At 60.2% G+C, this 18,973-nt stretch carries 15 protein-coding genes; 5 read left to right on the top strand and 10 right to left on the bottom strand.

The window, feature by feature from the left end; all coding sequences use genetic code 11:
* Positions 1–387 precede the first annotated feature (387 nt).
* The 4 genes from nirB to cobA are packed head-to-tail and all read left to right on the top strand — an operon-like array spanning position 388 to position 6,650.
* Entirely contained in the window at positions 388–2,841 is a 2,454-nt protein-coding gene (nirB, locus tag PSH90_RS09050) for a nitrite reductase large subunit NirB (protein WP_016773837.1), read from the top strand.
* Positions 2,838–3,155, top strand: a complete 318-nt coding sequence (nirD, locus tag PSH90_RS09045; RefSeq protein ID WP_016773836.1) for a nitrite reductase small subunit NirD — start codon at positions 2,838–2,840, stop codon at positions 3,153–3,155. Before nirB ends, nirD begins: the two co-directional genes overlap by 4 nt.
* Complete coding sequence (locus PSH90_RS09040; protein WP_305382542.1) at positions 3,155–5,866, top strand: nitrate reductase; 2,712 nt, start codon at positions 3,155–3,157, stop codon at positions 5,864–5,866. The genes nirD and PSH90_RS09040 overlap by 1 nt, the downstream gene beginning before the upstream one ends.
* A gap of 13 nt (positions 5,867–5,879) precedes the next feature.
* Positions 5,880–6,650, top strand: a complete 771-nt coding sequence (cobA, locus tag PSH90_RS09035; protein WP_305382540.1) for a uroporphyrinogen-III C-methyltransferase — start codon at positions 5,880–5,882, stop codon at positions 6,648–6,650.
* 69 nt (positions 6,651–6,719) lie between these two features.
* Here the strand turns inward: cobA and PSH90_RS09030 are convergent, their stop codons facing one another.
* The 8 genes from PSH90_RS09030 to ppsA form a co-directional block, all read right to left on the bottom strand.
* Positions 6,720–7,754, bottom strand: coding sequence for an OmpA family protein (locus tag PSH90_RS09030; RefSeq protein ID WP_039762998.1), 1,035 nt, complete (start codon positions 7,752–7,754; stop codon positions 6,720–6,722).
* A gap of 107 nt (positions 7,755–7,861) precedes the next feature.
* A complete protein-coding gene (gene sigX, locus PSH90_RS09025) occupies positions 7,862–8,452 on the bottom strand; it encodes an RNA polymerase sigma factor SigX (protein WP_016773832.1) in 591 nt (196 codons plus the stop codon).
* A 90-nt stretch (positions 8,453–8,542) separates the two neighbouring features.
* Positions 8,543–9,367, bottom strand: a complete 825-nt coding sequence (locus tag PSH90_RS09020) for a mechanosensitive ion channel domain-containing protein (protein ID WP_016773831.1) — start codon at positions 9,365–9,367, stop codon at positions 8,543–8,545.
* A 2-nt stretch (positions 9,368–9,369) separates the two neighbouring features.
* Complete coding sequence (locus tag PSH90_RS09015) at positions 9,370–9,618, bottom strand: hypothetical protein (RefSeq protein WP_003223293.1); 249 nt, start codon at positions 9,616–9,618, stop codon at positions 9,370–9,372.
* 63 nt (positions 9,619–9,681) lie between these two features.
* On the bottom strand, positions 9,682–10,677 hold the full coding sequence (locus tag PSH90_RS09010) for a zinc transporter ZntB (protein WP_016773830.1): 996 nt from the start codon (positions 10,675–10,677) through the stop codon (positions 9,682–9,684).
* Between the two features lie 21 nt (positions 10,678–10,698).
* Positions 10,699–11,190, bottom strand: a complete 492-nt coding sequence (gene rraA, locus PSH90_RS09005) for a ribonuclease E activity regulator RraA (RefSeq protein ID WP_039762996.1) — start codon at positions 11,188–11,190, stop codon at positions 10,699–10,701.
* A gap of 211 nt (positions 11,191–11,401) precedes the next feature.
* The gene (locus PSH90_RS09000) at positions 11,402–12,391 is read right to left on the bottom strand and encodes an alpha/beta fold hydrolase (RefSeq protein WP_252877761.1); all 990 of its coding nucleotides are present in this window, start codon (positions 12,389–12,391) and stop codon (positions 11,402–11,404) included.
* Positions 12,392–12,576: 185 nt separating this feature from the next.
* Positions 12,577–14,952, bottom strand: coding sequence for a phosphoenolpyruvate synthase (gene ppsA / locus PSH90_RS08995; RefSeq protein WP_056784146.1), 2,376 nt, complete (start codon positions 14,950–14,952; stop codon positions 12,577–12,579).
* Positions 14,953–15,126: 174 nt separating this feature from the next.
* Here ppsA and PSH90_RS08990 point away from each other — a divergent pair, with 174 nt between their 5' ends.
* The gene (locus tag PSH90_RS08990) at positions 15,127–15,945 is read left to right on the top strand and encodes a pyruvate, water dikinase regulatory protein (protein WP_016773826.1); all 819 of its coding nucleotides are present in this window, start codon (positions 15,127–15,129) and stop codon (positions 15,943–15,945) included.
* A 133-nt stretch (positions 15,946–16,078) separates the two neighbouring features.
* Here PSH90_RS08990 and prpD read toward each other — a convergent pair whose 3' ends face one another.
* Complete coding sequence (gene prpD / locus PSH90_RS08985; protein WP_305382539.1) at positions 16,079–17,563, bottom strand: 2-methylcitrate dehydratase; 1,485 nt, start codon at positions 17,561–17,563, stop codon at positions 16,079–16,081.
* Between the two features lie 186 nt (positions 17,564–17,749).
* Positions 17,750–18,940: a 2-methylaconitate cis-trans isomerase PrpF gene (gene prpF / locus PSH90_RS08980; RefSeq protein WP_305382537.1), complete on the bottom strand. Its 1,191-nt coding sequence runs from the start codon at positions 18,938–18,940 to the stop codon at positions 17,750–17,752.
* Positions 18,941–18,973 lie beyond the last annotated feature (33 nt).

The following is an 18,973-nucleotide window of genomic DNA, read 5'->3' as shown; positions in this document are numbered from 1 at the left end:
TCCCACAGGGAATTTGTGTCGTTCGCAGACACCTTGTGGGAGCGAGCCTGCTCGCGAAGGCATTCGGCTTCACACCGCATAACCCCAAGAATTAACGCGCCACGAACGAGCAACACGCCTCGATTCGGTGCAAAAAAATCTCCTGTCACAACCCCAATCCCCAATAAATCCGCGTCCCCCCGAGTTGGCACAACCACTGCATTACCCTTTTCACCATACATAAAGCCCAACCTTCAACGACGAAGGCTGCGCTTCCCGAGAGAACGGGACCAGGACAAAGGCGTCCTCGCTAGGCAACTAGCGGGACGCCTTTTTTTGTTTGCGCAAAATTTGTCGAGCAAGGCCCGACGGCCCACCAGAGGCCAGCCGCAGCTCCCGGAGAACCTGATGAAAAAACTCAAACTGGTGATGATCGGCAATGGCATGGCCGGGGTGCGTACCCTGGAAGAACTGCTCAAGCTGAGCGACGAGCTCTACGACATCACCGTCTTCGGCGCCGAACCGCACACCAACTACAACCGCATCCTGCTGTCGCCGGTGCTAGCCGGTGAGCAGACCTTCGAAGAGATCGTGCTCAACGACCTCGACTGGTACCTGGAAAACAACATCAAATTGCTGCTCAACCGCAAAGTGGTGGAGATCGACCGGGTCAAACGCCGAGTGATTGCCGAGGACGGCACCGAGGCCGAGTACGATCGCCTGCTGATCGCCACCGGCTCGACCCCGTTCATCCTGCCAATCCCCGGCAACACTTTGCAGGGCGTGATCGGTTACCGCGACATCGCCGACACCCAGGCCATGATCGACACCGCCAGGACCCACAAGCACGCCGTGGTCATCGGCGGCGGTCTGCTCGGCCTCGAAGCGGCCAACGGCCTGATGCTGCGCGGCATGCACGTGACCGTGGTGCACCTCGGCGAATGGCTGCTGGAGCGGCAACTGGACAAGACCAGCGGCCAGCTTCTGCAATCGGCGCTGGAATCCCGTGGCCTGCATTTTCGCCTGTGCGAACAGACCCAAGCCCTGCACGACGCCGGCAATGGCCGGGTCGGCTCGGTGCAGTTCAAGAACGGCGACATCATCCCTGCCGATCTGGTGGTGATGGCCGCCGGCATCCGTCCCAACACTGAACTGGCAGAAAAGGCCGGCATTCCGTGCAATCGCGGGATTCTGGTCAATGACACCCTGCAAACCTACGACCCGCGCATCTACGCAATCGGCGAATGCGCCAGCCATCGCGGCATCGCCTACGGTCTGGTCGCGCCGCTGTTCGAACAAGCCAAGGTCTGCGCCAATCACCTCGCGCAACTGGGTTTCGCTCGCTATCAGGGTTCAGTGACCTCGACCAAATTGAAAGTCACCGGCATCGACCTGTTCTCCGCCGGCGATTTCATGGGCGGCGAAGGCACCGAGACCATCACCCTCTCCGACCCGATCGGCGGCGTGTACAAAAAACTGGTGATCAAGGATGACGTGCTGGTCGGCGCCTGTCTGTACGGCGATACGGCAGATGGCGGTTGGTATTTCCGGCAGATTCGTGAGAATCACGCCATCGGCGAAATCCGCGATCACCTCATGTTCGGCGAAAACGCCTTAGGCGACGTAGGACATCAGGGCCAGGACAAAGCCATGGTCATGGCCGACAGCGCCGAAGTCTGCGGCTGCAACGGTGTGTGCAAGGGCACCATCGTCAAGGCGATTCAGGAACACGGCCTGTTCAGCGTCGATGAAGTGAAGAAACACACCAAGGCTGCGAGCTCCTGCGGCTCCTGCGCCGGGCTGGTCGAGCAGATCCTGATTAACACCGTCGGTGGCGCGGCGGACGTCAAACCGAAAAGCGAAAAAGCCATCTGCGGTTGCAGCGACCTCAACCACGGGCAGATTCGTCAGGCGATCCGTCAGGAACACCTGCTGACCATCGCCGAGACCATGAGTTACCTGAACTGGCGCACACCCAATGGCTGCGCGACCTGTCGCCCGGCGCTCAACTACTACCTGATTTCCACCTGGCCGGGCGAAGCCAAGGACGATCCGCAATCGCGCCTGATCAACGAACGCGCCCACGCCAACATCCAGAAGGACGGCACCTATTCGGTGGTGCCGCGCATGTGGGGCGGCGTCACCAACCCATCGGAACTGCGGCGGATTGCCGATGTGGCCGACAAGTACAACGTGCCGATGGTCAAGGTCACCGGCGGTCAGCGCATCGACTTGCTGGGGATCAAGAAACAGGATCTGCCCGGCGTCTGGAAAGACCTCGACATGCCGTCCGGCCACGCCTACGGCAAATCCATCCGCACGGTGAAAACCTGCGTTGGCAGCGAGTTCTGCCGTTTCGGCACGCAGAACTCGACGCAACTGGGCATCGAGCTCGAGCACGACCTGTTCAACATGTGGTCGCCGCACAAGGTGAAGCTGGCGGTGTCCGGTTGCCCACGCAACTGCTCGGAAGCGGGCATCAAGGACGTAGGAATTATCGGCGTCGACTCCGGCTGGGAGATGTACATCGGTGGCAACGGCGGGATCAAGACCGAAGTCGCCGAGTTCTTCGTCAAGCTCAAGACCGCCGAAGAAGTCCGCGAATACAACGGCGCATTCCTGCAGCTCTACCGCGAAGAAGCCTTCTACCTTGAGCGCACCGTGCATTACCTGCAACGGGTCGGCATGGAGCACATCAAGAAGAACGTGCTCGAAGACGCCGAGCGGCGCAAGGCCCTGAACGAGCGCCTGCAATTCTCCCTGTCGTTCGAACAGGACCCATGGAAAGAGCGCCTGGCGCAGCCGCAACTGAAGAAAGAATTCGACGTGATCCCCGTGAAAAACCTGGAGGTGCCGGCATGAACTGGCTCGACATCTGTGCGCTGGAAGAGATCAACGCCCTCGGTTCGCGGATCATTGCCGGGCCGAAAGGAGACATCGCGATTTTTCGTACAAGCGACGACGAGGTTTTCGCCCTCGATGATCGCTGCCCGCACAAGGGCGGCCCGCTGTCGCAAGGTCTGATCTATGGCAAGCGCGTGGCCTGCCCGCTGCATAACTGGCAGATCGACCTCGAAACCGGCGAAGCCCAGGCGCCGGACATCGGCTGTGCGCACCATCATCCGGCGCGGGTCGAGAATGGCCGGGTGCAACTGGCCCTGCGGGACGCCATCTGATGAACCGCCAGACGACCGCCTCGACCTGCTGTTACTGCGGGGTCGGCTGCGGCGTACTGATCGAGCATGACGGCGAGCGCATCCTCGGCGTCAGCGGCGATCCGGCGCACCCGGCCAACTTCGGCAAACTGTGCAGCAAAGGCTCGACGCTGCACCTGACCGGCGACCTCGCCGCCCGCGCCTTGTACCCGGAACTGCGCCTGGGCAAAGGCCTGGCGCGCAGCCGTACTGACTGGGATACCGCCCTCGACCACGCGACCAACGTGTTCGCCGAAACCATCGCCGAGCACGGCCCGGACAGCGTGGCGTTCTACATCTCCGGACAGTTGCTCACCGAGGACTACTACGCCTTCAACAAGCTCGCGCGGGCGCTGGTCGGCACCAACAACATCGACAGCAATTCGCGGCTGTGCATGTCCTCGGCGGTGGTCGGCTACAAACGCAGCCTCGGCGCCGACGCGCCGCCGTGCAGTTACGAAGACCTGGAGCTGAGCGACTGCGTGATGATCGTCGGCAGTAACATGGCCTACGCCCATCCGGTACTTTTCCGTCGGCTGGAGGAAGCCAAATCCCGTCGCCCGCAGATGAAAGTCATCGTGATCGACCCGCGTCGCACCGACACCTGCGATTTGGCTGACCTGCACCTGGCGATTCTTCCGGGCACCGATGTCGCTTTGTTCCATGGGATTTTGCATCTGCTGTTGTGGGAAGACTGGATTGATCGCGATTTCATCAAGGCGCACACCGAAGGCCTCGCCGAACTCAAAACCCTGGTGCGCGATTACACCCCGCAAATGGTTTCGCAACTGTGCGGCATCAGCATCGAGCAACTGCAGCAATGCGCAGAATGGGTCGGCACTGCGCCGAGCTTCCTGTCGCTGTGGTGCATGGGCCTGAATCAGTCTACCGCCGGCAGCGCGAAAAACAGCGCGCTGATCAATCTGCACTTGGCCACCGGGCAAATTGGCCGGCCCGGCGCAGGACCTTTCTCACTTACAGGTCAGCCGAACGCCATGGGCGGACGGGAAACCGGCAGTCTGTCCAATCTGTTGCCGGGCCATCGCGATGCCGGCAATGCGGAACATCGCGCCGAGGTGGCGGCGTACTGGGGCGTCGAGAGCTTGCCCGAGGCGCCGGGCCTGAGCGCCATCGAACTGTTCGAAAACCTGCGCAGCGGCAAAATCAAAGCACTGTGGATCGCCTGTACCAACCCGGCGCAATCGATGCCAGACCAGAGCGCAGTCCGCGCAGCGCTTGAGGCCTGCCCTTTTGTGGTGTTGCAGGAAGCCTTTCGCACCACCGAAACCGCTGCATTTGCCGACCTGCTGTTACCCGCCGCCAGTTGGGGCGAGAAAGAAGGTTCGGTGACCAACTCCGAACGGCGCATTTCCCACGTGCGCAAAGCGGTTGTCGCACCGGGCGAAGCGCGGCCGGACTGGGCCATCACGGTGGATTTCGCACAGCGTCTGGAGAAACGTCTGCGTCCTCGGCAGCCAAGTCTGTTCGCTTTCGATCAGCCTTCGCAGTTGTTTGATGAATTCAAACTGCTGACCCAAGGGCGAGACCTGGATCTGTGCGGAATCAGTCATGCCTTGATCGACGAGATCGGCCCGCAGCAATGGCCCTTCCCTGCCGGCGCCCGCCAAGGCACGCCACGACTCTACGAAGACGGCGTCTTTCCTACGGCCAGCGGCCGCGCGCAGTTCATTGCCGATCCGTACCGCGCCGCCAAGGAACAACGCGACGCGCGCTTCCCGCTGACTTTGATCACCGGTCGCCTGCGTGACCAGTGGCACGGCATGAGCCGCACCGGCACCGCCGCGCAATTGTTCGGCCACGTCAGCGAAGCCGTGCTGAGCCTGCACCCTGACGAAATGCGGCGGCACCGCTTGCAGCCCGGTGATCTGGTCAATCTGAAAAGCCGCCGTGGCGCGGTGATTGTTGCGGTCGGCAGCGACGACAGCGTGCGTCCGGGCCAGGCGTTTCTGCCGATGCACTGGGGCGATCGCTATCTCAAGGGCGGCGTCAACACGCTGACCTTGCCGGCGTTTGATCCGCTGTCCAAACAACCGGAGCTCAAGCACAGCGGCGTGCGTCTGGAGGCAGTCAACCTGCCGTGGCAACTGTTCGCCTTGATCGAGGGTGATGTTCAGCGGCATTTCGAGACGCTACGACCGCTGTGCGAGGCGTTTTCCTACGTCAGCCTCAGCCTTGTCGGGCGTGAGCGGCCAGCGTTGCTGATACGTGCTGCACACGCTGAGGCGCCCGATCCACAGCTGCTGGGCGAGATCGACCAGTGCCTCTCGCTGCTGGATGGCCCGGTTCTGGCCTATGACGATCCGCGTCGCGCCATTGGCAAGCGGGTGCGTATCGAAAACGGCCGTATCACTGCGATTCGCCTCGCCGGCGAAACCCTGGCGCAACACTGGCTGCAAAGCCTGTGGCTGGAGGGCCGTGCTGACCAACAACTGCGGCGCTGGCTGCTCGCGCCGATGAGCGCGCCGCCGGGCGCTGTCGGCGCCATTGCGAGCGACAAGACCTTGTGCAATTGCGAAAACGTCAGCCTCAACGCAGTCTGCGCCGGCATTCGCCAGGGACTGGATCTGCAAGGCCTGAAAAACAATCTCCGATGCGGTACGCAATGCGGTTCCTGCGTGCCGGAAATCAAGCGTCTGCTGGCTGCCGAAGCGCGGCCGGTCGCGGTCATTTAACGAGGACAACACCATGAATGCGAAAGTCTGGCTGGTGGGCGCAGGCCCTGGCGATCCGGAGTTGTTGACGCTCAAAGCGGTGCGGGCGTTGCGCGAGGCCGATGTGGTGATGATCGATGATCTGGTCAACGACGCCGTGCTGGAACACTGCCCGACTGCGCGGGTTATTCCCGTTGGCAAGCGCGGCGGCTGCCGTTCGACGCCACAGGCATTCATTCATCGGCTGATGCTGCGTTATTCACGCCAGGGCAAATGCGTAGTGCGCCTGAAGGGCGGCGATCCGTGCATTTTCGGCCGCGGTGGCGAAGAAGCGCAGTGGTTGCGCGAGCGCGGGGTTGAAGTGGAATTGGTCAATGGCATTACCGCCGGGCTGGCCGGGGCGACGCAGTGCGATATTCCGCTGACGTTGCGGGGCGTGGCGCGCGGAGTAACGTTGGTGACTGCGCACACCCAGGATGACAGCCAGTTGAACTGGCAGGCGCTGGCGCAAGGCGGGACGACGCTGGTGGTTTACATGGGCGTGGCCAAGCTGGGCGAGATTCGTGATCAGCTGCTCGCCGGAGGGATGGCGGCGGATACGCCAGTGGCAATGATCGAAAACGCTTCTTTGGCGCATCAGCGTGAATGTCGCAGTGACCTGAGTGCGATGGCTGAGGATGCCTCGGCGTTTGAATTGAAGAGCCCGGCGATTCTGGTGATTGGCGCGGTGGCGGCCGTTGCTCAAGAGCAAAAGATCGCAGCCTTCGGTAGCTGCGGGACGGCGTTCAACGCGCAGGCGCGTTAAGCGGCGAAGCCAAATCGCAGACAAAGAAAAGCCCGGCCTGAGCCGGGCTTTTCCATCAGCGGCAGCTAATTACTTAGCTTGAGCTTCAACCTGCGCTTCTACGCGACGGTTTACAGCGCGGCCAGCTTCAGTTTTGTTGTCAGCAACTGGGCGGGATTCGCCGTAGCCAACAGACTGAACGCGGGACGATTCAACACCGTACTGGTTGGTCAGAACTTGCTTAACGGCGTTTGCACGACGCTCGGACAGTTTCTGGTTGTAAGCGTCAGGACCGACGGAGTCAGTGTGACCTTCAACAGTAGTGGTGGTGGATGGGTACTGCTTCATGAAGTCAGCCAGGTTTTTGATGTCGCCGTAGCTGTTAGGCTTGACTACCGACTTGTCGAAGTCGAATTTCACGTCCAGCTCAACACGAACAACTTCAGCAACTGCTGGGCAGCCATCAGCGTCAACGGTTACGTTGGCTGGGGTGTCCGGGCACTTGTCAACGTTGTCGCAAACGCCATCGTTGTCGCTGTCGGAGCAGACTTCAGCAGGTGCTGGAACTGGAGCAGCAGCTGGCTTGGAGCCGCCACCGAAGTTCACACCGATACCGACGCTAGGAGCCCACTCGGTGTCGCCCTGGTCGATGTTGTACTGAGCTTCAACGCCGGCACGGGCGTAGAAGTTCTCGGTGAAGTACAGCTTGGCACCGCCGCCAACGTTGGCGAAGGTGGAACGGTTACGACCGTTCGAACCGTTCTGGTCGATGCTCTGGTCAGAGAAACCGGCCGAAACGTATGGACGAATCATGTCGCCTGGGTTGTTGAAGTGGTACAGAGCGTCCAGAGCGGTGTTAGCGCCTTTGACGTTCTTGCCATCGTCGGCACGAACGTTGTGCACTTCGTCGTAGCCCAGACGCAGTTCAACGTCGTCGGTCAGGAAGTAACCGATCGAACCGCCGAACAGGTTGCCGTTGTTCTTGAAGTTACGAGCGCTGTCGAATTGTTCTTTCTTAGCGAAGCCTTCGATTTCAACTGCGCCTTGGCCTTGTGCCAGAGCGCCGAACGAAGTGGCGGCAATCAGAGAACCAATGGCCAAGCCCAAGGTGTTTTTCAGTTTCATCCGTTAAATCCCCATCTGGTGATTGTGAAGCAGTCCCGCAAACCGGGGGACAACTCGGCGGCAAGTCTATCAGAACTTGCCTACACGTAAGAGATATTTGCGCTGAACTAAGTTTCAGCAATGCCTGCAAATTTCTCACGCAATTTATCTAGAGCGCGTTTGTAACGCATTTTTGTCGCACTCAAACCCATGTGCATGATGTCTGCGATCTCCTGAAACTCCAGCTCTGCGACAAATCGTAGCACCAGAATTTCGCGGTCAATCGGATTCACATACACCAGCCAGCGATCAAGCCCACCCTTCTCCTCCGGCTTCGGCGCCTTTTCTTCAGACGCTTCTTCAAGAGGGTCCAGACTGAGAGCGTCCATCAAGCGACGCTTACGCCGTTCCTTCCGATACTGCGTGATGCATTCGTTGTAAGTGATGCTGTAAAGCCAGGTTTTGAACTTCGATTTCCCCTCGAAGTTCTTCAGGCCGTACAGCACCTTCAGCATCACTTCCTGACAGACATCGTCTGCGTCGCGATCGTTCCCAAGATATCTCGCGCAGACGTTAAATAATGTTCGCTGGTAACGCCGCATCAACTCTTCGTAGGCGCGCGTTACGTGAAACAGCTCGGTATGCGAGCGCGCGACCAACTCCTCATCAGAGAGCTCGCGGGGGTCGTAGCGCGTGGATAGCGGTTGGGCTTTATTCAAAACAAGTCGTGCCGACAGTCAGGTCAATGTCCGCCACAACCAGCCTCGGCTGGCATTTTGCGGCGGCATACATTAGCAGGGTTTGCCGGTTTAGCGGCTACTCACATGCTGTTCCAGCAGGATCCGATTGGAGAGAGAGACTAGCTCACCCTCATCGGTCAGCAATGTGGTTTTAACCGTGCCGATCTCTTCGATCTGGCCTTCGACCTCGCCAACACGCACTTGTTGCCCAACCTCGTACAGCTCACGCACATAGATTCCCGCAAGAATCTGACCGGCGATTTCCCGGCTTCCCAAACCCATGGCCAGCGCAACTGCCAGACCAACGGTAATCAATACGATGACAATCACATGGTTCAGCAGGTCGGTCTTGACCTCGAGCTGGCTGATCGCCACCGAGATGCTGATGATGATCACCAGCCCCTGCGCGATCCGTCCCAACCCGGAAGCGTAGTCCAGGCCTACGCCTTCTGCTGCGCCGCGCACCAGCCCGTTAGCCAGTTGCGCCAGCAGGACACCGACCAGCAACACCAGCGCGGCGCCGAATACTTTCGGCAGATACAACGCCAGCATGTCCAGCGTAGCTGAAACTCGCTCAAGGCCAAGGGATTCTGCTGCGGAAACCAGAAAAATCAGCAGAACGAACCAGTAGACGATTTTACCGATCAGCGTCGAGATCGGCACTTGCAGCCCGGCGCGCGACATCAGCTTGGTCAGCCCGGTGCCGCCCATCAGACGATCAAGGCCGAGTTTGGCGAGCAATTTGGAGAGCAAGGTGTCGAGCAGCTTGGCCACGACGAAACCCAACAGCAGCACAACCAGTGCGCCGAACAGGTTCGGAATGAAATTAGCGACTTTGGTCCACAACGCAGTCATTGCAGTGACGAGGCTCTGAGTCCAGAGATCAAGTTCCATATTCAATCAGCCTTATCAGCAGTGCGAGCAGTGGTTTTACGAAGACGGGAAACCGGCGAGACATGCGCCGAGCCATTGTTCAGGGCGATCATCAGCGCGGGCAGCCAGCGGCCCAGCAGGCTGAACAGATCACCGGCGCCAACCTGGCGGTTGGCGGTTTTGAGTACGCGGCCCAGGCAGGCATCGTCGTCGCGGCTGGACGGCGAAGCGTTGAGCATGTCGCGCAAAGACTGTTCAAACGGATCGTGCATACGCACCTCTCGTGATGTCTGTGAAAGACGCGGGCAGTTTTACTCGGGTCACATGCGCCATGTTCACACCCAGCGCAATCGACGGAACAACCACCACTGACCGAACGCCAGGGCGAGTACCGTCAGGCAGGCAATCAGGAAACCATACGGGCTTTCGGCAAACGGAATACCGCCGACATTTATCCCGAGCAGACCGGTGATGAAACTCATCGGCAAAAAGATGCAGGTAATGATGCCGAAGCGGTACATGGTGCGATTCATGTGCACGCTCAAACGCCGATCTTCGGCCTCCAGCACAAGCCCCACGCGCTCTCGGGTCAATTCGAGCTCTTCCAGATAGCGGGTGAGGCTGTTGTTCAATTCGTTCCAGTAGTCGGCGTCGTCTTCGACGAACCACGGCAATTTTATCCGGGTCAGCTGTCCGAAAATATCCCGCTGTGGCGCAAGAAAACGCTTCAGCCCGGCCGCTCTGCGGCGGATGTGCAAAATCGCCCCGTGCTCGGGCGTATACCGTTCGTCGGCGTCGAGTTTTTCTTCCTCTTCATCGACCACTTCCGACAGGCACGTGACCAGATCCTGCACTTTATTGGTGAGGAACTGCGCCAGATACAGCATCAATTCAGAAGACGTTTTCGGCCCTTTGCCCTCCCCCAGCAGCGCCAGCAACTCATCTGTAGCGCGCAACGGACGCAAGCGCAGGGAAATCACGCGCTGAGCGGAGGCAAAAATCCGCACCGAGACCATGTCTTCCGGCTCGGCGCCCGGGTTGAGATTGACCCCGCGCAGAAACAGCAGCAGCTCGGAGTCGGGCAATGGCAACAGACGCGGGCGGGTGTTCTCTTCCAGCAGCAGATCGCAGGTGAATTCGTTGAGCCCGCTGGATTTGCGCAGCCAGGTTTGGGTCTGCGGATGGCTGCGATCCCAGTGCAGCCACAGGCTTTCATGGGCCTGCAACTGCAAATCGTCGAGCTCAGTCCGGGCTATCGAACGCGCACCGCCCTTGCCGTCCAGTACCAGGGCATGTACCAGCCCCCATTGCGCGTTTTCTTCCTCGAACATCCGCATCCCTTGTCGAAAACCTTATTCAGGCATTTTCAGCGGAGTCGGCGAAACGATCACGCCGTTGTTGTCCGCATAAATGTACTGGCCAGGGTGAAACGTCACACCGGCGAAAGTCACCGGGACGTTGAGGTCGCCAATGCCGCGCTTGTCGGTTTTCATCGGGTGACTGGCCAGCGCCTGCACGCCGAGATCGGTCTGGGCAATGACGTCGACGTCACGGATGCAACCGTAGATCACCAGCCCTTCCCAGCCGTTCTGCGCGGCCTTGGCGGCGATCATGTCGCCCAGCAGGGCGCGGCGCAGCGAACCGCCGCCATCAACCACCAGCACTTTGCCTTTGCCGTTGAGTTCGGCTTGCTCCTTGACCAGCGAATTGTCTTCGAAGCACTTGATGGTCACGATTTCGCCGCCGAAGGAATCCCGGCCGCCGAAATTGCTGAACATCGGTTCCAGCACCTGCACCAGCTCCGGGTAGGCGTCGCACAGGTCAGGCGTAAGGTAATGTTCCATCGAAAAACTCCTGTAACAAGGAAGACGATCAAGGGATGCCGCATTCTGATGAGACGAGTTCCGGCGGTCGCTGTTTACCTTAGTCCATGCCATGGTCGCTGACGCAACCTGAACAAACCCTGAAACGTAATAGCTAAACAGTCACGAAATATGACCAGAACCGCACAATGCGTCATATCTTAGCCGCAAGCCAGGCTGAACGGAACGCCCCTCACACTGCGGAGGCCAGATTCGCTGGCTGCGCAAGCAACGGTGTCTGCTGATCCTTCAACCAGCGCGCCACCAGCGGCCACACTTCAGCCTGCGCAGCTTTGCTCACCAGCATTTCGACATGGCCGAAATTATCCGAGAAGCCCTGCTCGCGGCCCAGGTTGATGAACTGCTTGCACTCTGAGCCGATCTGCTCGAACAGCTTGCGGCAGGCCCACGCCGGATCCTGATGATCGCCCGCTGCCGTCACCGCCAGCACCGGTACCTGAACCTCGGCAAGTCCGGCCCACCAGTCCTTGTCCTTGTCGCCGAAGCGACCGAACAAGCCGTACCAGCGCATGCTTTCGATGGCCAGGCCGATCGGTTCGTCTTCCGGACCGCGTTTGAGGCGTGAGCCGGACAACTGCGCGAAACGCTTGAGAATAAAGCGCCCGCCCCACTCCACCGGTGGAATCTTCAGTGGCCAATAGGTGCGGCTGACCTGGGTGCCGAAAAACGCCGCCGAGGCCACGGCCGGTTCGCCGAGATACTCGCCGCCGAGCGCTGCTGCCAGGGTGATGCCGCCCAGCGAATGGCCGATCCAGTGCGGGATCTGTCCGCTTTGCTCACGCACGAACGCGGCAATCGCCGGCAGATCGTAACGGGCATAATCGGCCACGCGGTTGCGCCGATAGTCTTCGTTGCGCTGGGACAGGCCGTGACCGCGCATTTCCGGAATCCACACGTCGAAGCCCAGCCGCGTCAGATACGCGCCGAGCCCGAGGCCTTTGGGGGAAAACCAGAAGCGCCGATTGGAAAAGCTGCCGTGCAACAGAATCACCGGCACGCCGCGTGGCGCCGTGTCATCGGCCATGCCCAGGCGGGTGACGGCGATCTCTACGGACCAGTCCGGGCTGTTGCCGGGTTTCAATCGATAGACGTCTTCGCTCAGATCGCCGCGCCGCTCGGCGCTGATCAGCGCGACAGGAAACAGGTTGCTGCTGCTTTGCATAATGCTCTTGCACAAAAAAGGGCGGCATCCGATGGAGCCCGCCCTACTTCAATCTCAAGGCCCGGCCCATGTGGGAGCGAGCCTGCTCGCGAAAGCGGTGTATCAATCAACATCCATGGTGAATGTTGCTCCGTCTTCGCGAGCAGGCTCGCTCCTACAGGGGGCGCGGCCCGTTCACATGTTGATCAAGCCTGCGCCTGACCTTCGGCGAGGAAGAACCAGGTTTCCAGCACGGTGTCCGGGTTCAGCGACACGCTCTCGATGCCCTGTTCCATCAGCCACTTGGCCAGATCCGGGTGGTCCGAAGGACCCTGACCGCAGATGCCGATGTACTTGCCAGCCTTGTTGCAGGCCTGAATGGCGTTGGCCAACAGTTTCTTCACCGCCGGATTACGTTCGTCGAACAGGTGCGCGATGATCCCCGAGTCACGGTCCAGACCCAGCGTCAGTTGGGTCAGGTCGTTGGAGCCGATCGAGAAACCGTCGAAGAATTCGAGGAATTCCTCAGCCAGAATCGCGTTGGATGGCAGCTCGCACATCATGATCACGCGTAGACCGTTCTCGCCACGCTTCAAGCCGTTCTCGGCGAGCAGATCGACCACCTGGCTGGCTTCGCCGAGAGTACGGACGAACGGCACCATGATTTCCACGTTGGTCAGGCCCATCTCGTTGCGCACGCGTTTCAGCGCGCGGCATTCGAGTTCGAAGCAGTCGCGGAACGATTCGCTGATGTAACGCGAAGCGCCACGGAAGCCCAGCATCGGGTTTTCTTCTTCCGGCTCGTAGAGCTTGCCGCCGATCAGGTTGGCGTATTCGTTGGACTTGAAGTCCGACAGACGCACGATGACTTTTTTCGGCGTGAACGCTGCAGCCAGGGTGCTGATGCCTTCCACCAGTTTGTCGACGTAGAAGTCGACGGGGTCGCTGTAACCAGCAATACGCTTGTCGACGCTGTCCTTGATTTCCTGCGGCAGACCGTCGTAGTTCAACAGCGCTTTCGGGTGCACGCCGATCATGCGGTTGATGATGAATTCCAGACGCGCCAGACCGACGCCGGCGTTCGGCAATTGGGCGAAGTCGAAGGCGCGATCCGGGTTGCCGACGTTCATCATGATCTTGAACGGCAGCTCCGGCATGGCGTCGACGGAGTTCTTCTTGATGTCGAAGCCCAGTTCGCCTTCGAAGATGTAACCGGTGTCGCCTTCGGCGCAGGATACGGTCACGCCCTGGCCATCCTTCAGCAGCTGGGTGGCGTTGCCGCAACCGACCACCGCCGGAATGCCCAGCTCACGGGCAATGATCGCCGCGTGGCAGGTACGTCCGCCACGGTTGGTGACGATGGCGCTGGCGCGCTTCATCACCGGTTCCCAGTCCGGGTCGGTCATGTCGGAAACCAGCACGTCGCCCGGCTGGACCTTGTCCATTTCCGAGACGTCTTTGATGATCCGCACTTTGCCGGCGCCGATGCGCTGGCCGATCGCCCGACCTTCCACCAGCACGGTGCCGGTTTCTTTCAGCAGGTAACGTTCCATGACGTTGGCCTGGGTGCGGCTTTTCACGGTTTCCGGACGGGCCTGCACGATGTACAGCTTGCCGTCGTCACCGTCCTTGGCCCACTCGATGTCCATCGGGCAGCCGTAGTGCTTCTCGATGATCATCGCCTGCTTGGCCAGCTCGCTGACTTCGGCGTCGGTCAGGCAGAAACGCGCGCGTTCGGCCTTGTCGACATCGACGGTTTTGACCGAACGACCGGCCTTGGCCTCGTCGCCGTAGATCATCTTGATGGCTTTGCTGCCCAGGTTGCGACGCAGGATCGCCGGACGACCGGCCTCCAGCGTGCCTTTGTGTACGTAGAACTCATCCGGGTTGACCGCGCCTTGTACGACGGTTTCACCCAGGCCGTAGGCGCCGGTGATGAATACCACGTCACGGAAACCGGATTCGGTATCGAGGGTGAACATCACGCCGGCGGTGCCGGTTTCCGAGCGCACCATGCGCTGCACGCCAGCCGACAGGGCGACCAGTTTGTGGTCGAAGCCCTGGTGCACGCGGTAGGAAATCGCACGGTCGTTGAACAGCGAAGCGAACACCTCTTTGGCGGCGCGGATTACGTTTTCCACGCCACGGATGTTCAGGAAGGTTTCCTGCTGACCGGCGAACGAGGCGTCCGGCAGGTCTTCGGCGGTAGCAGAAGAACGCACGGCCACGGCTACGTCAGGGTTGCCCGCCGACAGCGCGGCGAACGCGGTGCGGATCTCGGTGTTAAGTTTTTCCGGGAATTCGGCGTCCATGATCCATTGGCGGATCTGCGCGCCGGTCTTGGCCAGGGCATTGACGTCGTCGACGTCAAGCGCGTCGAGGGCCTTGTGGATCTGCTCGTTCAGGCCGCTCAGTTCGAGGAAGTCACGATAGGCCTGAGCCGTCGTGGCGAAGCCGCCGGGGACCGAAACACCGGCGCCTGCCAGGTTACTGATCATCTCGCCCAGGGATGCGTTCTTGCCCCCCACATGCTCAACATCGTGTTTGCCGAGCTTATCGAGGGAAACTACGTACTCTACCAAGGTGATCTCTCCACTAACTGTGTTGGAAAAGCTCAGAAACCGGCGGCCCGGGGGAGCCTTGGCCGGTTGTATGGCCTGGACCTGGAAAATAAGTGAGAATGCGGGCCAATGGCGGCCGGCAAATCGCGCCTATCATATCCAAGATTCGTTACTAGCTTAAGGCCCAAGGTGCAAATGAAACGATCTGCTTTCTTCATCTCCGATGGCACCGGCATTACCGCCGAAACCCTGGGTCAAAGCCTGCTGGCGCAGTTCGAAAACATTACCTTCAGCAAATTCACGCGGCCCTACATCGACAGCGTGGAAAAAGCGCGGGCCATGGTACAACAAATCAACAAAGCCGCTGAAACCGACGGCTTTCGGCCGATCATCTTCGACACCATCGTCAATCAGGACATTCGTGAGATTCTCGCAACGTCCAATGGTTTCATGATCGACATTTTCTCGACCTTCCTCGCGCCGCTCGAACAGGAGCTCACCGAGCACTCTTCCTACACCGTCGGCAAGTCCCATTCCATCGGGCACAACTCCAATTACATGGAGCGCATCGAGGCGGTGAACTTCGCCCTCGACAACGATGACGGCGCGCGCACCCACTATTACGACAAAGCCGATCTGATACTAGTGGGCGTGTCGCGATGCGGCAAAACGCCGACGTGTCTGTACATGGCCATGCAGTTCGGTATCCGCGCGGCCAACTATCCGCTGACCGAAGACGACATGGAGCGCCTGACCCTGCCGACGGCCCTGCGCGCCCATCAGCACAAGCTGTTCGGCCTGACCATCGACCCGGACCGCTTGACCGCGATCCGCAACGAGCGCAAGCCCAACAGCCGTTATTCGAGCTACGCCCAGTGCGAATTCGAAGTGCGCGAAGTGGAGAACCTGTTCCGCCGCGAGAACATTCCGCACATCAATTCCACGCATTTCTCGGTGGAAGAGATTTCGGCGAAGATTCTGGTGGAGAAAGGGGTTGAGCGGCGGTTCAAGTAGGTTTGCGGTGCCTGATCTGACGCTATCGCGGGCAAGCCCGCTCCCACAGGTTCTGAAGGTGTTCACAATTTCTGTGTTCATCACCATTCCCTGTGGGAGCGGGCTTGCCCGCGAAGAACGATAACGCGGTCCGTCAGATCACAAACAGGTCGATGAATCGATTCACCGCTGTGGCTTCCAGCCGCGCCTGATCCTCACAGAGCGCAAATATCTCAGCGCAACGCTGCCCGGCAAACCGCGTGGCCAGGTTGGCCTTGAACTTGTCCTCCAGCAACGGAATACCTTCGGCGCGGCGGCGGCGATGGCCGATCGGGTACTCCACCACGACGTCCTCGGTGCTGCTGCCGTCCTTGAAAAACACCTGCACGGCATTGGCAATCGAGCGTTTGTCGGGCTCAAGGTATTCGCGGGTGAAGCGCGGTTCTTCAACGATGAGCATTTTTTCGCGCAGCACATCGATGATCGGATGCGCCTTGTGGAAGTCGTCTTCGTAGTGCTCCGCCACCAGATTGCCGAATGCCAGCGGCACGGCGGTCATATATTGCAGGCAGTGGTCGCGGTCGGCTGCGTTGGCCAGCGGGCCGACCTTGGAAATTATGCGGATCGCCGATTCATGGGTGGTGATGACAATGCGGTCGATCTCGTGCAGGCGATTGCGCACCTGCGGATGCAGGGTCACCGCCGCCTCGCACGCCGTCTGCGCATGGAATTCGGCGGGGAAACTGATCTTGAACAGCACGTTTTCCATCACGTAACTGCCGAACGGCCGGGAGAAGCTGAAAGCGCGTTTGTCCGCGGGTTTCAGCGCCAGATCGTTGTTGGTGTGGCTGAACGAAACGTCATAGAAGCCCCACTGCTTCGCGCTCAAAACGCCGGGAATGCCCATCTCACCGCGCATGGCGATGTCGGCCAGACGCACGCCACGACTCGCCGCATCCCCCGCCGCCCAGGATTTGCGCGAGCCGGCATTGGGTGCGTGGCGATAGGTGCGCAGCGCCTGACCGTCGGCGAAGGCATGGGACAGCGCCGACAGCATCTGCTCGCGATTGGCACCCATCAGTCTGGCGCTGACGGCGGTCGAGGCGACTTTCACCAGAATGACGTGGTCGAGTCCAACCCGGTTGAAGGAGTTTTCCAGAGCGATCACGCCTTGAATCTCGTGGGCCATGATCATCGCTTCCAGCACATCACGAACCGTCAGCGGCGCCTCACCGTGGGCGACGCGTTTCTGCGACAGGTGATCAGCAACGGCGAGGATGGCGCCGAGGTTGTCCGATGGATGCCCCCACTCAGCGGCAAGCCAGGTGTCGTTGTAATCGAGCCAGCGGACGATACAGCCGATGTCCCACGCGGCCTTGACCGGATCGAGGCGATAACTGGTGCCCGGCACTCGTGCGCCGAACGGCACCACCGTGCCCTCGACGATCGGGCCGAGGTGTTTCGTGCATTCAGGGAAACGCAGGGCCAGCAGACCGCAGCCCAGCGTGTCGATCAGGCAGTTGCGCGCGGTGTTCAGCGCCTCGGCGGATTCGGGCTTGAAGGTGAGGACGTAGTCGGCGATGTCCTGCAGGACTGCGTCGTAATCGGGACGGTTGTTCAGGTCGACGTTGGCGCTCATGTTCGATTCACTCGTAAAGTGGTTCGTTGATGGGACCTCGGTTCAGGGCTAACGATTTCTTATGATTGAAATGCAATCCACTGTGGGAGCGAGCCTGCTCGCGAAGGCTGAGTGTCAGTCAACCTTTGCATGTCTGATGCATCGCTTTCGCGAGCAGGCTCGCTCCCACAAGGATATTGCTGTCGCTTAAAAGGAATCTCCGGGCACGCGGACGTAACCTTCCATGAGCACCCGCGCACTGCGGCTCATGATGGCTTTCTTCACCACCCACTCGCCATTCTCCAGCGTCGCTTCAGCGCCCACGCGCAAAGTCCCCGACGGATGCCCGAAACGCACCGCGTTGCGTTCAATGCCTCCCGCAGCGAGATTCACCAACGTGCCGGAAATCGCTGCCGCCGTGCCGATCGCCACTGCCGCCGTGCCCATCATGGCGTGGTGCAGCTTGCCCATCGACAACGCGCGCACCAGCAGATCGACATCACCAGCGGCAATCGCTTTTCCACTCGACGCTACGTAATCCGCAGGCTTGGCGACGAACGCAACTTTCGGCGTGTGTTGCCGCTTGGCGGCTTCTTCCAGATTGGCGATCAGGCCCATGCGCAACGCACCGTAAGCACGAATCGTCTCGAACATCAGCAGCGCTTTTGGATCGCCGTTGATCGCGCCCTGGAGTTCGGTGCCGGTGTAGCCAATGTCTTCGGCGTTGACGAATATCGTCGGGATCCCGGCGTTGATCATGGTCGCCTTGAACGTGCCGACACCCGGGACCTCAAGCTCATCGACCAGATTGCCGGTGGGGAACATCGAGCCACCGCCGCCCTCTTCTTCCGCCGCCGGATCCATGAATTCAACCTGCACTTCGGCCGCCGGAAAGGTCACGCCGTCGAGTTCGAAATCACCGGTTTCCTGCACTTCGCCGTTGGTGATCGGGACGTGGGCAATGATGGTCTTGCCGATGTTGGCCTGCCACACGCGCACCACCGCCACACCGTTGTGCGGAATGCGGCTGGCGTCGACCAGACCGTTGCTGATGGCGAACGAACCGACCGCCGCCGAGAGATTGCCGCAGTTGCCGCTCCAATCGACGAACGGCTTGTCGATCGACACTTGGCCAAACAGGTAATCGACGTCGTGATCGGCACGGGTGCTTTTCGACAGGATCACGGTTTTGCTGGTGCTCGACGTTGCGCCGCCCATGCCGTCGATTTGCTTGTCGTACGGGTCGGGACTGCCGATCACCCGCAGCAGCAGCGCATCGCGTGCCGCGCCAGGTAGCTGCGCGGCTTCGGGCAGATCGGTCAGGCTGAAGAACACGCCTTTGCTGGTGCCGCCGCGCATGTAAGTCGCAGGGATTCTTATCTGTGGTGCGTGAGCCATGGTGCTCCTTACCGAAGGCATGGGACTTGAAAA

Source organism: Pseudomonas sp. FP1762 (assembly GCF_030687105.1).
Classification (GTDB): Bacteria; Pseudomonadota; Gammaproteobacteria; order Pseudomonadales; family Pseudomonadaceae; genus Aquipseudomonas; species Aquipseudomonas siliginis.
This window is presented reverse-complemented; position numbering and strand designations above follow the sequence as displayed.

Bases quoted from the DNA above. Each gene is read 5' to 3' on its own strand.
- PSH90_RS08990 (WP_016773826.1), top strand. From the start codon at position 15,127: ATGAAACGATCTGCTTTCTTCATCTCCGATGGCACCGGCATTACCGCC.
- PSH90_RS09000 (WP_252877761.1), bottom strand. From the start codon at position 12,391: ATGCAAAGCAGCAGCAACCTGTTTCCTGTCGCGCTGATCAGCGCCGAG.
- PSH90_RS09015 (WP_003223293.1), bottom strand. From the start codon at position 9,618: ATGCACGATCCGTTTGAACAGTCTTTGCGCGACATGCTCAACGCTTCG.
- rraA (WP_039762996.1), bottom strand. From the start codon at position 11,190: ATGGAACATTACCTTACGCCTGACCTGTGCGACGCCTACCCGGAGCTG.
- PSH90_RS09010 (WP_016773830.1), bottom strand. From the start codon at position 10,677: ATGTTCGAGGAAGAAAACGCGCAATGGGGGCTGGTACATGCCCTGGTA.
- prpF (WP_305382537.1), bottom strand. From the start codon at position 18,940: ATGGCTCACGCACCACAGATAAGAATCCCTGCGACTTACATGCGCGGC.
- PSH90_RS09030 (WP_039762998.1), bottom strand. From the start codon at position 7,754: ATGAAACTGAAAAACACCTTGGGCTTGGCCATTGGTTCTCTGATTGCC.
- nirB (WP_016773837.1), top strand. From the start codon at position 388: ATGAAAAAACTCAAACTGGTGATGATCGGCAATGGCATGGCCGGGGTG.
- cobA (WP_305382540.1), top strand. From the start codon at position 5,880: ATGAATGCGAAAGTCTGGCTGGTGGGCGCAGGCCCTGGCGATCCGGAG.
- PSH90_RS09040 (WP_305382542.1), top strand. From the start codon at position 3,155: ATGAACCGCCAGACGACCGCCTCGACCTGCTGTTACTGCGGGGTCGGC.
- prpD (WP_305382539.1), bottom strand. From the start codon at position 17,563: ATGAGCGCCAACGTCGACCTGAACAACCGTCCCGATTACGACGCAGTC.
- nirD (WP_016773836.1), top strand. From the start codon at position 2,838: ATGAACTGGCTCGACATCTGTGCGCTGGAAGAGATCAACGCCCTCGGT.
- PSH90_RS09020 (WP_016773831.1), bottom strand. From the start codon at position 9,367: ATGGAACTTGATCTCTGGACTCAGAGCCTCGTCACTGCAATGACTGCG.